The organism is Bacteroides sp. RTP31139st1_H2_RTP31139_211217 (assembly GCF_040227615.1).
Taxonomy (GTDB): domain Bacteria; phylum Bacteroidota; class Bacteroidia; order Bacteroidales; family Bacteroidaceae; genus Bacteroides; species Bacteroides uniformis.
Window position 1 is genome coordinate 24,317 of sequence record NZ_JBCNZM010000024.1, and the last position, 15,761, is coordinate 40,077.

At 44.5% G+C, this 15,761-nt stretch carries 14 protein-coding genes; 11 read left to right on the forward strand and 3 right to left on the reverse strand.

Going from position 1 to position 15,761, the window contains the following annotated elements; genetic code table 11:
- The first annotated feature begins 6 nt into the window (after positions 1 to 6).
- From ABUA47_RS06000 to ABUA47_RS06050, 11 genes are all read left to right on the forward strand, one after another.
- Positions 7 to 1,101, forward strand: a complete 1,095-nt coding sequence (locus ABUA47_RS06000; RefSeq protein ID WP_008663045.1) for a glycosyltransferase family 4 protein — start codon at positions 7 to 9, stop codon at positions 1,099 to 1,101.
- Positions 1,102 to 2,211: a glycosyltransferase family 4 protein gene (locus ABUA47_RS06005; protein WP_229116666.1), complete on the forward strand. Its 1,110-nt coding sequence runs from the start codon at positions 1,102 to 1,104 to the stop codon at positions 2,209 to 2,211.
- A 12-nt stretch (positions 2,212 to 2,223) separates the two neighbouring features.
- Complete coding sequence (locus ABUA47_RS06010; protein WP_117879108.1) at positions 2,224 to 3,294, forward strand: glycosyltransferase family 4 protein; 1,071 nt, start codon at positions 2,224 to 2,226, stop codon at positions 3,292 to 3,294.
- On the forward strand, positions 3,272 to 4,390 hold the full coding sequence (locus tag ABUA47_RS06015) for a glycosyltransferase family 4 protein (protein WP_005827975.1): 1,119 nt from the start codon (positions 3,272 to 3,274) through the stop codon (positions 4,388 to 4,390). Before ABUA47_RS06010 ends, ABUA47_RS06015 begins: the two co-directional genes overlap by 23 nt.
- Before the next feature lie 36 nt (positions 4,391 to 4,426).
- Entirely contained in the window at positions 4,427 to 5,527 is a 1,101-nt protein-coding gene (locus ABUA47_RS06020; protein WP_117879109.1) for a GDP-L-fucose synthase family protein, read from the forward strand.
- A 154-nt stretch (positions 5,528 to 5,681) separates the two neighbouring features.
- Positions 5,682 to 6,401 carry a WecB/TagA/CpsF family glycosyltransferase gene (locus ABUA47_RS06025; protein ID WP_117589197.1) on the forward strand — a complete coding sequence of 240 codons (720 nt, stop codon included), beginning with the start codon at positions 5,682 to 5,684 and terminating at the stop codon, positions 6,399 to 6,401.
- A gap of 32 nt (positions 6,402 to 6,433) precedes the next feature.
- On the forward strand, positions 6,434 to 7,540 hold the full coding sequence (gene gmd / locus ABUA47_RS06030; RefSeq protein ID WP_035448091.1) for a GDP-mannose 4,6-dehydratase: 1,107 nt from the start codon (positions 6,434 to 6,436) through the stop codon (positions 7,538 to 7,540).
- Positions 7,534 to 8,244 carry a YjbH domain-containing protein gene (locus tag ABUA47_RS06035; protein ID WP_057088217.1) on the forward strand — a complete coding sequence of 237 codons (711 nt, stop codon included), beginning with the start codon at positions 7,534 to 7,536 and terminating at the stop codon, positions 8,242 to 8,244. The genes gmd and ABUA47_RS06035 overlap by 7 nt, the downstream gene beginning before the upstream one ends.
- Before the next feature lie 41 nt (positions 8,245 to 8,285).
- Positions 8,286 to 9,533: a YjbH domain-containing protein gene (locus ABUA47_RS06040; RefSeq protein ID WP_035448088.1), complete on the forward strand. Its 1,248-nt coding sequence runs from the start codon at positions 8,286 to 8,288 to the stop codon at positions 9,531 to 9,533.
- A 41-nt stretch (positions 9,534 to 9,574) separates the two neighbouring features.
- A complete protein-coding gene (locus tag ABUA47_RS06045) occupies positions 9,575 to 10,879 on the forward strand; it encodes a carboxypeptidase-like regulatory domain-containing protein (protein WP_178611549.1) in 1,305 nt (434 codons plus the stop codon).
- Positions 10,880 to 10,918: 39 nt separating this feature from the next.
- Entirely contained in the window at positions 10,919 to 11,341 is a 423-nt protein-coding gene (locus ABUA47_RS06050; RefSeq protein ID WP_035448084.1) for a BT0820 family HAD-type phosphatase, read from the forward strand.
- A gap of 187 nt (positions 11,342 to 11,528) precedes the next feature.
- Here the strand turns inward: ABUA47_RS06050 and ABUA47_RS06055 are convergent, their stop codons facing one another.
- The 3 genes from ABUA47_RS06055 to ABUA47_RS06065 form a co-directional block, all read right to left on the reverse strand.
- Positions 11,529 to 12,290, reverse strand: a complete 762-nt coding sequence (locus ABUA47_RS06055) for a creatininase family protein (protein WP_035448082.1) — start codon at positions 12,288 to 12,290, stop codon at positions 11,529 to 11,531.
- 62 nt (positions 12,291 to 12,352) lie between these two features.
- On the reverse strand, positions 12,353 to 13,231 hold the full coding sequence (locus tag ABUA47_RS06060; protein WP_009036861.1) for a helix-turn-helix domain-containing protein: 879 nt from the start codon (positions 13,229 to 13,231) through the stop codon (positions 12,353 to 12,355).
- A gap of 74 nt (positions 13,232 to 13,305) precedes the next feature.
- Positions 13,306 to 15,630 carry a TonB-dependent receptor gene (locus ABUA47_RS06065; RefSeq protein ID WP_035448079.1) on the reverse strand — a complete coding sequence of 775 codons (2,325 nt, stop codon included), beginning with the start codon at positions 15,628 to 15,630 and terminating at the stop codon, positions 13,306 to 13,308.
- Positions 15,631 to 15,761: the final 131 nt, after the last annotated feature.

Below are 15,761 nucleotides of genomic sequence, written 5' to 3' on the forward strand. Positions count from 1 at the left end.
AATGGAATGCAAAAGAAAATTCTTATCACATTTTTATTCAAAGAAGGTGCTGGCCCCGTATTTACCTTGGAAATGTCTCGTGGATTGGCTCAAAATGGTTGCGAAATACACGCGTTACTTTCTTCTAAAATATCCAACAGAAAGGATTGGGAAAATGAGAAATCATTCAAAAGTGTAACTTTCATAGAAACGGGCACCCGTAAAACCGCTATCCAAGCAACCTTATCTTTCTTCTTCAATGAGAAATATAAGTTGAAAAGGATGTTTCAAAAAAAAACATTCGATTATATCATCAGTACATTCTATCATCCTTGGAGCACAACGGTATTCAAATGTTTTGAAGCAAGAAAAAAAATAGTTATCTGTCACGACCCTATACATCATTCGGGTGTCGGATTATTGGAAAAATGGATGACTACTCACTACATCAAAACAGCTAGTGATATTATAGTGCTTACGCAAAGTTTTATTCCAATCATTGAAAAACGATTCGGTTATAGCAAAGAACATATTCACTATATGCCACATGGAAGAATGAGTACATATAAGCAACAAAACACAACCGCACCTCAAACCGACTGCAAAAACATTAATTTTCTCTTTTTCGGGCGCATTGAAGAATATAAAGGTCTCCATATCTTAGGAAAAGCCTACAAAAAACTTGTACAATCGTATTCGAACATTTCAATGACGGTGGCGGGAAGTGGAGATTTCAGCAAATACGATTCAATGTTCAAAGAATTGCCACAAGTAGACATTGTCAATCGATATATTGAAGATAAAGAAATAGACAACTATTTCAGTATTCCTAATACAATTTTAGTGCTACCCTATTTAGATGCCAGCCAATCAGGAGTTATTCCCGTTGCCTTGGAATACAAAATACCCATCATCGCCAGTGACGCTGGTGGATTGAAAGAACAAATGAATAATGGTGACTTTGGATTATTTTTTCAACCGGGAAATGCCAATGCACTCATGCAACAGATGGAATACGCCGTTAAGCATCCTGAGTTTTTGGCAATAGAAAAGAAAAAGATGGCTGAATATCTGAAGACCTTGAATTGGGATGTCGTCACTCGGAAGGTAATTCAAATTTAAATGAAAAACAGACAAATGAACATTGGATATATTCATTTAGACTATGGGGAATGGACTACCGGAAGTTATAACATCCAAGAAATCGGATTGGCAAAAGCCTTGGAACAGATGGGACACCAAACAACGATTGTGTACTGGATGTCTACCAAAGACAAGCGATGCGGTACGGAAGTAAACACGACCGCTAATATTAAGAAAGTGTACTTACCCTATAAAAGAAGATTGGTACACCACGTATGGCCTGATTTTTCATTGTTACTAACACTTGGCATCGATGTGTATCACTTGCAAAGCGACAACTTGCTTTGTGTACCGGAAGCCGTGAACTTCTGCCTAAAACACGGTCTGAAACATTATTGCTACGTAGGTACAGTACATAGCTCTTCGCCTAGAGCAATTTCACGCTGGATAATGGACAAGTTAAGCAGCAGAAACTTTTCCGCATTCAGAAAAACAAAAGTCTTTTGTAAAACTCCAGCTGTAGTAAATGAGTTAAAGCAAAAAGGGGTAACAAGTGCAGAATGGGCGCCTGTAGGCTTAGATACGGATATTATTCCATTGGCGACAAGCTCTAAAGAACGACAAAGGGCAGAACTGAAATTACCTGAAGATAAAAGTATCGTATTCTTGGTGTGTGCATTAAGACCGGACAAGCATCCGATGGATATTTTTCCCTTAGCAGAAAGATTAGGAGACAAATACTTATTAGTGCATGCAGGAGCCCTTTGGATGCAAACAGAGGAATATATGGCCAAATTAAAGTCAAGTGAGAAATATAGCAATATATTATTCATAGGGAAACTTCCAAATGAAAAAATCCATGCATATTATGAAGTTGCTGATTATGTGATAAATTTCAACCCCAATGAAATTTTCGGAATGGCAATTCTTGAAGCAATGTACCATAATGTAACAATAGTAGCGCGACATGCACCCGGCCCAGACTGTATCATAGAAAACGGGAGAAGTGGGTTCCTATGCAACTCAGTGGAAGAAATAGCCCAAACAATACTCTCCGGTAAAAAAGTTCAAAATGCACGAAAACGAATCATAGAATATTTTACATGGGAATCAACCGCTAAAAAGTTTTTGGATTATATACAACACTAAAACTACTAATATATGCGTATATTCCACATTATCACTCATTTTGATATAGGAGGGGCAGAAAGAGTAGCTGTCAACATTGCCAAGTCACAAACTACAGGGATGGAATATCATCTTGTGGAAGTAGTACGTGGAAACGGAGAATTCAGCCAGGCTTTCATTAAAGGACTGCATGATTGCGGTATTTGTTTCCACCGTTCGCATATTACAAACAATAAAATCGCTATTTTATTGTTTCCTCTATGGTTTGTATATCTGTCACTAAAATGGAAACCACAAGTAATCCATACACATACAGAAATTCCAGACCTCAGCATATACTTATGGAACAAAATATTCGGTTGGATGTTTCCATCCATAAAATATGTACGAACAATCCACAACACAGAGCTATGGAATCAATGGGCCCAAATAGGCAAAAAAGTTGAATATTTTTATTCTAAAAAGCATGCCAATATAGCCATCAGCGAGTCAACACAACAATGTTATCAGCATATTTATGGAGAGACACCACAAATCATATTCAATGGATTGCAATCTGTAGAACAGAAAAAATTCAACCACATCATAGCGGACAAAATAAATATCTTATTTGCCGGCAGATTGGAATATCAAAAAGGAGTAGATCAGCTGATAGAAGTCGTAAAAGCATTAAAAGACAATCCTAAGTTTTACTTTCACGTTGTGGGAAATGGCTCAATGAAAGAGAAAGTACACAAGGCTTTAGAGCCACTATCTAATGCATCTCTTTATGACAAGATTTTCGGACTGAACCAATACATAGGAGATTTTGATTATTTATTTATGCCCTCAAATCACGAAGGCCTTGCCTTAATGCCTATCGAGGCAAGTTTGGCACACACGCCGACCATTATCAATAGCTGCCCCGGTTTAAAAGACACATTGCCTGAAACATGGCCTTTAAAAGTAAATGACAACAAAGTGGATGATTTTATCAGACTAATTTTATCCTTAGAAGACACAACGTATTATGAGGAATACGCAAGCATAGCATACGGGTATGCGAAAACAAATTTTTCTATAGAAAAAATGCAATTTGAATATGAACAAATCTACAAAATATAGCAAAGTCCTATTTATCCTCCACATGCCTCCACCAGTACATGGTGCATCCATGGTAGGAAAATACATACATGACAGTAAAATTATAAATAATGCCTTTGAATGTCATTATCTAAATCTTGCATTAGCAAAAGATCTGGATGATATTGGTAAAGGAGGAATAAGAAAACTGAAAGAGTTCTATAAGCAACTAAAACAAATTAGGAAACAAACAAAATTAATAGTGCCACAACTTTGTTATGTAACTCCTAACGCAAAAGGTGGTGCTTTCTACAAAGATTTTTTTGTAGTTATGCTTTTAAAAATGATGAGACAAAACATCGTTGTACATTATCACAACAAAGGCATAGCTACCAGACAAAATAGATATTTTGATAATCTATTATATAGCACTTTTTTCAAAAATCTGAAAGTTATTCTATTGATAGAAAATTTATATCAAGACATAAAGAAATACGTAAATTACAAAGACGTTTATATCTGCCCCAATGGAATACCTACCCATGAAAATCTACCTACAGCTCCTCAAAAAGAATTTAACATTCTATTTTTGTCAAATATGATAAAAGAAAAAGGTGTATGGGATTTAGTAGAAGCGTGTGCGATATTACAAAAAAAAGGAAAGCCTATAAAATGCCATTTTGTAGGAAAATGGAGTAATATTACAGAAGATAGGTTTAAAGACGTAATAAACAAACAGAACCTTAAAGAATGTGTATTTGCCCATGGAGCAAAATATGATAATGAAAAAGACGCATTTCTGCAAAAAGCCGATATATTTGTTTTTCCTACCTATTACGATAATGAATGTTTCCCATTGGTGCTATTGGAAGCCATGGAACAAAGCCTCCCCTGCATCAGCACAAACGAGGGAGGAATACCCGGTATCATAGAGGAAGGCAAAACCGGATTTATCGTGGAAAAACATAGTCCGCAACAGCTGGCAGAAAAGATAGAATATTTAATAGACCATCCCATGATATGTGCTGAAATGGGTAAAGCCGGTAAAGAAAAATTTCAAAGGGAATTCACTTTGGAAAAGTTTGAGAACCGGATGAAAGATATTTTAAAAGAATGTATAGCTTCATACAAGAAGTAAATAGAAAAAATTAATTTTATAACTAGGGTATTAGTCATGTTAGAAAAAAATGCAAAGATTTTTATAGCAGGGCATCGTGGTTTAGTAGGTTCCGCCATCTGGAACAACCTGCAACAAAGAGGTTACACAAACTTAGTAGGACGCTCACACAAAGAACTGGATTTGCTGGACGGAACCGCCGTAAAGAAATTCTTCGATGAAGAACGACCGGAAGCGGTGGTACTGGCTGCCGCCCATGTGGGTGGCATTATGGCAAACCTGCAATACCGGGCGGACTTTATCTACCAGAATCTGCAAATCCAGCAGAACGTAATCGGCGAGAGTTTCCGTCACGGAGTAAAGAAGCTGCTCTTCTTGGGAAGCACCTGCATCTACCCGCGTGAAGCTCCGCAGCCCATGAAGGAAGAAGTGCTGCTGACCTCTCCGCTGGAATACACCAACGAGCCGTATGCCATAGCCAAAATAGCCGGGCTGAAGATGTGTGAAAGCTTCAACCTGCAATACGGAACCAATTACATAGCCGTGATGCCTACCAACCTATATGGACCGAACGACAACTTCCACCTGGAAAACAGCCATGTACTGCCTGCCATGATCCGCAAGATTTACCTTGCCAAATGCCTCAACGAAGGGGATTGGGATGCTGTACGCAAAGACATCAACCTGCGTCCAGTGAAAGGGGTAAATGGCAGCTATAGCAACGAGGAGATTCTGGCAGAGCTTGCCAACTTCGGAATAACCCCGGAAGCGGTCACCTTGTGGGGAACCGGCAAACCGTTGCGTGAATTCCTATGGAGCGAAGAAATGGCAGATGCCAGTGTACATGTACTGCTGAATGTAGACTTTAAAGACACATATGCTCCGGACAGTAAAGAAATACGCAACTGCCACATCAATGTGGGCACAGGAAAGGAACTCAGCATAAAGGAAGTGGCTGAAAAGATTATAGCCGAAATAGGATTCAAAGGTGAGCTGCGATGGGATGCCTCGAAACCGGATGGCACACTGCGTAAACTGACGGATGTGACCAAACTGCATAACCTGGGATGGCATCATAAAATAGAAATAGACGAAGGAATACACCGTTTGTACGAATGGTATCTGAAAGGTATCTGCATCAATCATCAGACCAACTAAATTACATTTTTCACATTCCTCTTGTATATTACACACATAATCTTTACATTTGCGCAGTTTTCATACATGATTACATCGTTCTGTTCAAAATACCTTTCCATGTGACAGGCGATAGCGTAGCGTACTCTGCGGAAAATTATCATTCCTTTTATACATGTTGAAGTTAAAGACAATTTCGCTTCTGGGACACAGAAGTGAGCTTGACGCATTGCCCGAAGGCAAACTGCTGATTAACACCATCAATGCGCACTCGTATAACACAGCATTGAAAGATCCTGCCTTTGCAGAAGCTTTGCTGAGGGGAGACGCATTGATTCCGGACGGAGCAAGCATTGTACTGGCATTCAAACTCCTGAGACATGAGAAGATAGAGCGCACAGCGGGATGGGACTTGTTTCTGTACGAAATGGATAAGCTGAACCGGAAAGGAGGAACCTGCTTCTTTCTGGGAAGTAGCGAAGACACCTTGAGGAAAATAAAGGTAAAAGCTGTCCGGTTATATCCCAATATCCGGGTAGAAACCTATTCCCCACCCTACAAGCCGGAATTCACCCAAGAAGACAATCAAGCCATGATAGCCGCCGTAAACCGGGCACAGCCGGATTTGCTCTGGGTGGGCATGACCGCTCCCAAACAAGAGAAATGGACTTATACACACCTGAAAGAACTGGAGGTAAACGGTCCCATCGGTACTATTGGCGCTGTGTTCGACTTCTTTGCCGAAAACGTGCAACGTGCTCCCGTATGGTGGCAGGAACACGGGTTGGAATGGCTGTACCGGCTGATAAAGGAACCCAAAAGAATGTGGAGAAGATATATCATCGGGAACTGCTTATTCTTATGGAATATCACAAAAGAGAAATTTACATCATAACATAAATAAAAACTGATTTTAAAACCCGAATCATGGATAAGAAAATAGCATTGATTTCAGGCATCACCGGTCAGGATGGATCGTTCCTAGCCGAGTTCTTAATTGAAAAAGGATATGAAGTACACGGCATTCTGCGCCGTTCGTCATCGTTCAACACCGGACGCATAGAGCATCTTTATCTGGATGAATGGGTGCGTGACATGAAGAAGAACCGTCTCGTAAACCTCCACTACGGGGACATGACGGACAGCAGCTCGCTTATCCGCATCATACAGCAGGTGCAGCCGGACGAAATCTATAACCTGGCGGCACAAAGCCATGTGAAAGTATCATTCGATGTGCCGGAGTATACTGCGGAAGCAGATGCCGTAGGCACCCTGCGTATGCTGGAAGCAGTACGTATCCTGGGACTGGAGAAAAAAACGAAAATCTATCAGGCTTCGACTTCCGAACTGTTCGGTCTGGTGCAGGAGGTACCACAGAAGGAGACAACCCCGTTCTACCCACGCAGTCCATATGGTGTGGCCAAGCAATACGGCTTCTGGATTACGAAGAATTACCGGGAAAGCTACGGTATGTTCGCTGTAAACGGCATTCTCTTCAACCACGAAAGCGAACGGCGCGGAGAAACCTTCGTGACACGCAAAATTACACTGGCAGCTGCACGTATAGCCCAAGGGTATCAGGACAAGTTATATCTGGGTAACTTGAATTCGCTGCGCGACTGGGGATATGCCAAAGATTACGTGGAGTGCATGTGGCTGATTCTGCAGCACGACACTCCGGAGGATTTTGTCATAGCTACCGGAGAATATCATACCGTACGTGATTTCACTACACTTGCCTTCAAGGAAACCGGTGTGGAACTACGTTGGGAAGGAGAAGGCGTGAATGAAAAGGGCATTGATACCAAAACCGGTAAAGTGCTGGTGGAAGTGGATCCCAAATACTTCCGTCCTGCCGAAGTGGAACAACTGCTGGGTGACCCGACCAAAGCCAAGACACTGCTGGGTTGGAATCCACGCAAGACTTCTTTTGAAGAACTGGTGAAAATCATGGTGACACATGACATGGCATTTGTGAAGAAGCTCTATATGAGAGCACAAATGGATGGTGAAAACACTTCCCAGACATGCTGAAAACGAAAATGAGAAAATGGTGCCTGCTCCTACTGCTGCTTGGTTGCAGCATGGGAGTGCAGGCCCAATATTCCATGGGCAACACCGGACTGCTGAACATCCCGACAGCAGATATGCAGGAGACCGGTACTTTTATGGGGGGCGGCAATTATCTTCCGAACGGCATGACACCGTTTAACTTCAACACTGGAAATTATTTCGTTAACATCACATTCTTATCCTTCCTGGAATTGAGTTATCGGTGTACGCTACAAAAAGCTAAACGTTACGATGGGAAAGAAGGATATTTCCATCAGGATCGATCTATGACTGCACGTGTACGTCCACTTAAAGAAGGTAAATTTCATCCAAGCTTATTACTTGGTGTAGATGATCCTTTCAAAAATACGGGAATAAACTATTTTGCTACTGTATATGGTGCATTAACTAAAGGGTTCTCTATTGCAAAAGGAGATAGGCTTGCACTGACTGCCGGTTACTATTTCCCACTGAACGACCATAGCATAAAGGATGGTCCCTTCGGAGGCATCAGCTACTCCCCTGCTTTCTGCCGGGAAATGACTGTCATGGCCGAATATGATTCGGAAGGTTTCAATGTGGGAGCCGCCGCCAGATTATGGAGGCATCTCTCCATCCATGTGTTTACCAGAGAATTCAACAGCATATCGGGAGGAATACGGTATGAATGCAGGTTGTTGCACTAAGAGAGAGATAAGGGATGAAGGATTAGGGATTGGAGAGTAGGATGAAAAACAAGAGAAAAAGCGGTTTGAAGTGGATACTGGCAGTATGGTTCTGTAGTATTTCTGCAACGGTGGATGCCCAAGTGACAGAGAGCTTGAAAGCTATCGGAATGGAAAACATCCGATGTGCACAGACACCGGGAATGACCACTGTAAGTTTTGAGAACAACGTATATAGAAGTACCTACACCGGAGTGGGCAAAGCCATAGATACCTGCTTGAGAAGCAAGACGAAGGGCGATTTGCAATTGGTGGTACTGGAAAACCGGATTCCCAGGCTTTGCATCAATCTGCCGGATACATTGACGGAAGCATACAGAAACGGGGAAATCAACCTGACACAAGTATATCAGCAAATGGGGATTACAGTAGATACGGATCCTGCCATGAAGGCATTGAAAAATGCCGGTCAGGAAGAAGTGCCGTCTGCCTGGAAGGTGGATTTGGTGATATACCCCGATTTGTTTTTGGAGAACAATACGTTTGACGAACTGTATACATATGCCATCAACCTGAATCCGGCAGTGGAAATGGCTCTATGGAAAGGTGGGAAAATGACCGCACAAGTGATACTGCCCGTAGCCACCAATCTGAGTGGAGAGATGAAACGGATAAGACCGGGAATCATAGCTCTATCGCAGGATGTACGCTTCAGGCACAACATCTTCGGGAAAATGACGGTGGGTAACTTCACCAACAACAGATATGGTGCACAACTGGAAATAAAATACCGCACCAACAACGGACGCTGGGAACTGGGCGGAACGGCAGGCTCCACCGGTTTCTCCGCCATCACCCGGGAAGACGGCTGGTATATAGGCAGAAAACAGCGTATCAATGCCTCACTGAATGCTTCGTACTACGAACCACGCCTCAACTTGCAGTTCGACTTGAAAGCAGGAAGATATATTTACGGTGATTATGGAGTGAGAGGAGACTGTACGCGGCACTTCGGAGAGTATGCCATCGGCTTGTATGCCCTTTGTACAGACGGAGAGATAAACGGAGGATTTCATTTTGCCATCCCCCTGCCGGGAAAGAAATGGAGTAGAAAAGGATTCTTCAGAGTAAAGCCGGCTGACTACTTTGCATGGGCATACGGCATGGTGGCAGATGGAGAGTACATAGAAAAACAACTGGGCAAAAGTTACAGTACACGCCCTAACGAAAACCGGAGCAGCAACTTCTACCAGCCGGACTATATACGCTATTTCCTCATAAAGGAGCAACAAAAGGAAAAATCGGAATAAGTATAATTTAAACAGATTAGTTTTATCAAATGACGAAAATTATGAAAAAGAAAAGTTTATTTTTAGGAGGTGCATTGATGTTTGCAATGACCTTCAGCACAACAGTCCTTACATCTTGCCACGATGACGACAAGAAGTATGAAGAAGTGGAAGACCCGCTAAGAAGTCAAACAGCCTACTACATTGCAGGTACCATTACCGATGCCAACGGTCCATTGTCAGGAGCCACCGTTAAAAGCGGCGAATACTCTGCCACAACCGATGCAAAAGGCGTATACTCACTGACTGTGAACAAAACCGGCATCTACACGCTCACTGTAACAGCTGAAGGACATGATGACTACGAGGCCACAGCAGAATTTACAGACGGAACAGCCAACCACAGCTTGATGGTGGTAAATGTAAAAATGTCAACAACCATAGAATTCGGCGAGATGCAGGAGGCTGACGGAAGCACCATTGAGGCTCCGAAAATAGAAAATCCGGAAAAGGAGAATGCCGCCACCATCAACATACCCACCGGAGGTACGGAAGAAAACACCAAGATTGCAGCCGTCGTGTTTGAAGAGGCACGTGAGGCCAATCCGGCAACTTCCACACAACCGGAAGCATCAAAGGCTTCTGTAAATAACGTAGCCATCAAGACAGAGCCGGCTGACGCTGTTGCCAAGGAAGATATCATCATTGCCATTCCCAATCCGTCGACTGATGCCAACCTGGGCTATTTTGATCCGGAAAACATGGAAGTGGAATCCAGCGAGGCGCCTGCAACCAGAGCCGCTGCTAAAACCGTAGGATTCAACAATAACAATTACATCATTACCATTCCGCAAGGCGAGAAGATAGCCGGCAAATATTCACCTAGAGTGAAATTTACCAAACAAGCTGCCGCCAGTGTAGCAGACGGCTACAACGAAGTGAATGGAAAAGCCGAGGTAATCAAGATTGAGAACAGAGATTACGATGCACTGGAAAACATCATCCTGACCCTTAAAATCAAGAACGGATGGGACTATACCGTTTCTCCGGCTGAAGCGCTGAAAGCTGCAGGAGCATCCGATGCACTGGCCACATACATCAACAACTACATTGAAACTGAAGAGGGAGGTACGAACGGTTCTTATGAAATTGAACAAAAGCTGACTGCAAGTGTCAGTGGCAACCATGTACTGCTGTATGGCAGCAAGCGTATGGTACGCGTGAAAACATATACCTTTAAAGTAGTGGTAGGCAACCAGAGCAAAGACGTAAAAGTAGAGTTGAAAAGCTACACGGGACATCAGGAAGAATATTCAAACAATCCGGTCAGCCAGCACTCAGGCGGCACCACAGGCGGTCAAGGATAATTTTCTCCACAGTCTGAAACCAATAAAAGCTATTCATTTATGACCATAGCCGTTGATTTTGACGGTACCATTGTAGAACACCGCTATCCCCAGATAGGAGAAGAAATTCCCTTTGCCACCGCTACGCTGAAGATGCTGATAAACGAGCGTCACCGGCTGATTTTATGGTCGGTACGTGAAGGGAAGCTCCTGGAGGAAGCTGTGGAATGGTGCAGGGAACGGGGTGTGGAATTCTATGCCGTCAACCGGGACTATCCGGAAGAAGACATCGCACACACCGGTTTTTCACGCAAAGTAAAAGCCGATCTCTTTATCGATGACCGCAACCTAGGTGGACTGCCTGACTGGGGAAGCATCTACCGCATGATACATGACGGAGTGACCTACGAAGAACTGTTCCGCGAAAACAGTGAACCGGTCCGGCAGAAAAAGAAGGGCTTTTGGGCACGTTTGAAAAAATAATATCCGAATGAGATTTTTGACTTATGTCAATTCATAACCCGCAAAAACCTTCTAATTTTGTACTCGAAATAGAGAAAGATTAGTTTTTATAAGAGTAAAGAGATTAGTTTTTAGGGTGCACTAAAAAAATAGGCAATATCCACAACGGTTATTGCCTATTTTTATATATAGCCGGAAGCCAAGTACATCAATACAGACTTCCCAGGCCGACTTCCGTAAAGAGTTTCGCCAACTTTTCCACCACCGGTTTCATATAACGTTCTCCTTTCTCGGCAGAAGCTTTTTTGGGGTTCCCTACCCCGCTGTCGACTGTAGCCTTATCCCAATGGCGGGGAGCCCAGCCCACCTTTTCATTCAGGGAAGGAATAGCAAACGGTCGGGATTCTCCGTCACCGGCCTCAGCCAGATTCACCAGCTCGGGATGGTAATGCATCATGACGGAAGTCTCAGACTCGCCGGCATGGTCGTCGACAACAGCCTCAAAGTAGTCTTTGGGAGGGACGATGCTGAACCAGTCGGCAGCGATAATCAGAAAATCGGGATACACAAACGCCAGGTCACGAATCATTCCCTTGAAGTTGTTGCCGCCATGACCGCTGAGAATAATCAGCTTGCGCATGCCTTGTGCATAGAGGGAGGCAACTATGTCTTCCAGAATGGCCTGCTGGGTGGAATAGCGGGTATGGATGCAGAACGGAAGTTCGCGCTGCCCCGGATTGTGTGCACCGAAAGGTACGGGAGGCATCACCATGCAACGTACACCGGAATTCTGCAAAGCCAGTGCAGCCGCATCTACGGCAATATCATGCGGCAGAATACAATCAGTGAGATAAGGCAGATGCAGATTATGGGGCTCCGTAGCTCCCCAAGGTAGGATGACAACGTCATACTTCACTCCTTTCACCTTTCCATAGCAGGAAACAGTAAGGTCAATTTCTCTTTTTTCCATGATAGTTTATTTTGGGGGTAAATCTTTACCGCAAAAATAAACATTATTCCGTCACATTGAACCTATTGCCGGCGATATTCTTTAGGTGACATACCGGTGTGATGCTTGAAATACTTGCCAAAGAACGACTGGTTGGCAAAGTGCAGCTCGTCCGCAATTTCCTGAATGCTCAGCTCGGAAGACTTCAACAAGGCTTTGGCTTCCAAAACGACGAGACTGTCAATCCATTCGCCTGCCGTCTTTCCGCTGATTTCCTTCACTACGGTGGAAAGGTGCTTGGCGGTGAGGAACATCTTATCGGCATAATAGGACACACTTCGCTCTTCCTTATAGGACTCTGAAACGGCACGGATAAAGCGTTCGAACAAGTCTTCCTTCCTGCTTTTGGGTATGCGCTCCTGAACGGCATGCCCTTGATAGATGTTGTATATCTCATAGAACAGTGCCAGCAGCAATCCCTGGGTGATTTCCTTACGGAAAGGATTGTCCTTCAGCTTCACCTTGCTCCAGAGGAAAGAGTGATACTCCTGGAATGATTGGGATTCCTCCGGAGTGATGTGGACGAAAGGCCGTTCCTTAATCATGAAGAACATGGGGAAAAGCTGTTGCATGGTGGGTATCACCATATCCATAAAATCTTTTGAGACGGCAATGAAAAGTCCGGCAAAGTCATCGGAGCGTTCTCCTTGCAGAACAATCTGGTCGGGAAGGATAATACCCAACATACCTTCCCGCATTTCACATTGCTGCAAGTTGAGTTCCAGTTTGCACCACCCTTTCAGGCAGACAGTCAGGCAAGCAGCATTCAAACGGGTGGGATAAGAGCTCAAAGACATGTCCTTGATGTCATCAAAAATAGCAAAATCATTGCCGATGAAATCGATCATCGGCAAATGATGTATCTGGGAAATATCTACATTTCGTATTCTCTTAGTATCCATGGTTTTTGTGCTTTGGCGACAAATGTAGGACTATTTTGCGGAATTTAGCTCTAAAAATCCTTAAATGGAAACTTTTAGTTCATTATCTTGAAGCCGACAAAGAAGGTTCTCGGCTGCGTAGGTCCGTAGAAATAGCCCGCATCGCGGAATTCCCCTTTATCCAGGTCTTTCTGGAAACTGTTGAAGATATTCTGTACACCCGTATTCAACTGAAGCTTGATATGGTCGTGAAGCACAAAGGTGTAGTTCAGCTTCACATTCAGGTCCAGGAATTGGGGGGTATGCTCCATGCGGTCCGAGGTGATATTGCAGAAGGCACCCTCGGGAGCATCTTCCGGTGCGTAGTGCGGCACAATCATCTTTCCCGTATAAGTGCCGGAAAGGGAGAAGTCGAAATTCTTCACCGGTGCCGAGGAGAAAGTGAAGTACCCGTAATAGTCCGGTGTACGGGGCATGCGCTTGGTGGTAAGGTCTTTGCCGTCCACCTTTGTCCAGGCTTCTTCATGGGTGTAGCGGCTGCGCTGCGCCGTGAAGCCGAGCTGGAACTGCGCCTCCTTGCCGTGGGCAATCTTCGCATCCAGATTGGCACCGTATACGCGTGCGCCGTTTCCGTTGCGGCGCTCCTTGATGACATCCCCTACTTCGTTCTTGCCGATATCTTCGAGCACAAAGACGTGGCGCAGGTCTGTATAGAAACCCTCCACCAGGATATTTGCCTGCCAGTGACCCAGATGGGCGGTCCAGTCCACCGAACCGCTGTAACTGTTGGAGCGTTCTTCACTCAGGTTATCGGCGAGTTTGATTTGGACTCCCTTGCCGCCTACTGCCGTCACGTGCAAGTCCTCATCGTATGCCTGCGGAGCGCGGAAACCGGTAGAGTAAGTCAAGCGTGCCTGAAAATCATCTGCCGGCTTGTAGAGCAGGTTGACGCGGGGGCTGAAAATAAGCTTGTCTATCAGGTTGTGTTTGTCCAGGCGGGCGCCGACCAGCATGGTCAGTACGTTCATCTTCCACTCATTCTGCACGAAGGCGCTGGCAATGCGGACATCCTGCTCCATGTCACGATGATAGCCGGTCATGATGTCGTGCAGGGAGTTGTTCTGATATTCCAGTCCGCCGGTGAAGGTGGCGGGGGCAAAGAAGCAGTTGTCCATATTGCCCACATACATGCCGCCGGCAACCCAGGTCAGGTCTTTCGTCTTGCCGTAGGCATTCATGTTCTTTTGGGCACCATAGTAGCTGTTGCGGTCGGTGTGCTGGATGGAGGTGTAAGCCGAAATCTTATGCTTGTACTCTTTCCAGAACAAATCATAACTCACGCCTCCGCTATTGATGATATGCTTGGTCTGCTCGGTGATGTCCGTCTCGTGCGGCTGCAAATCGAATTTGTTGCCTCCGCGACGAAGTTCGTTGGTGGTATGGTATTCCAGATTGATGCGGCTGAAATGCGTAGGACGGTAATAGGCGCGGAAGCCGAAAGTATTCATGTTCAGCTTGCCCAGCTCGGAAAAGCCATCGCCATCGCGGTCGTAGGGGTTGCGGTTGCGGTAACTCTCATAAAAGGCAATGCCGTAAGAGTTATCTTTGGCAACCAGCGACACATTGCCACCCATATATTGCTCCCAGGACTTGCCGTCCATATTGGAGAACATGCTCGATACCTGAAAGGAATTGTTGATGGGGTCTTTGGTTATAATATTGATAGTTCCTCCCACAGCATTGGCGCCAAACAAGGCAGAGCCTCCGCCACGCACCACTTCTACCCGTTCAATCATGTTCACGGGGATTTGCTCCAATCCGTACACACCGCTCAATGCACTGATGATGGGACGGCTGTTTATCAATATCTGCGAATACGGACCTTCCAAGCCATTGATGCGCACCTGGGGGAAACCACAGTTCTGGCAGTTATTCTCCACACGCAAGCCCGACTGGTAGTTCAGTGTCTTGGCAAGGTCGGTGGAGTTGACCATCTCGAACAATTTGGTACTCATCACATTTACGACTACCGGAGCTGCCTTGCGGCTTACCTCGTTGCGGTTGGCGGATACCACCACTTCATCGGTCATGAAACTCTCCTCTTCCATCGGGAAATGTATGACAGCAGTGAAGTCCTTGCTCACCGTCACTTCCTTCTCTTGGGTCTTGTAGCCCACTGCCGACACACGGAGCTTGTATTTTCCCGCCGGAAGCTTGCGGAACTCAAATTGTCCTTCTTCATTGGAAACCGTTCCCTGACCGCTGCCGATAATCAAAACCGTGGCATACGGTATATTTTCCTCCGTACCTTTCACTATCACATGGCCGGAAATCATATTGCCTTCTTTTATAGGATTTACGGCAAAAGCTACGCTGGCACTTACCACTGCAAGTACCAACGCCAAAATGTATTGTTTCATCAAATTAGCGCTCTAAATAAAAAAAATAATTCAAGTCTGAAAAAAGATAATCATCCGAGATGCCGCACTTCGTTCACTGAAATGCCAGACATTCGAGACTAAAAAGCCTGGTATCTACATACAAAAAATCC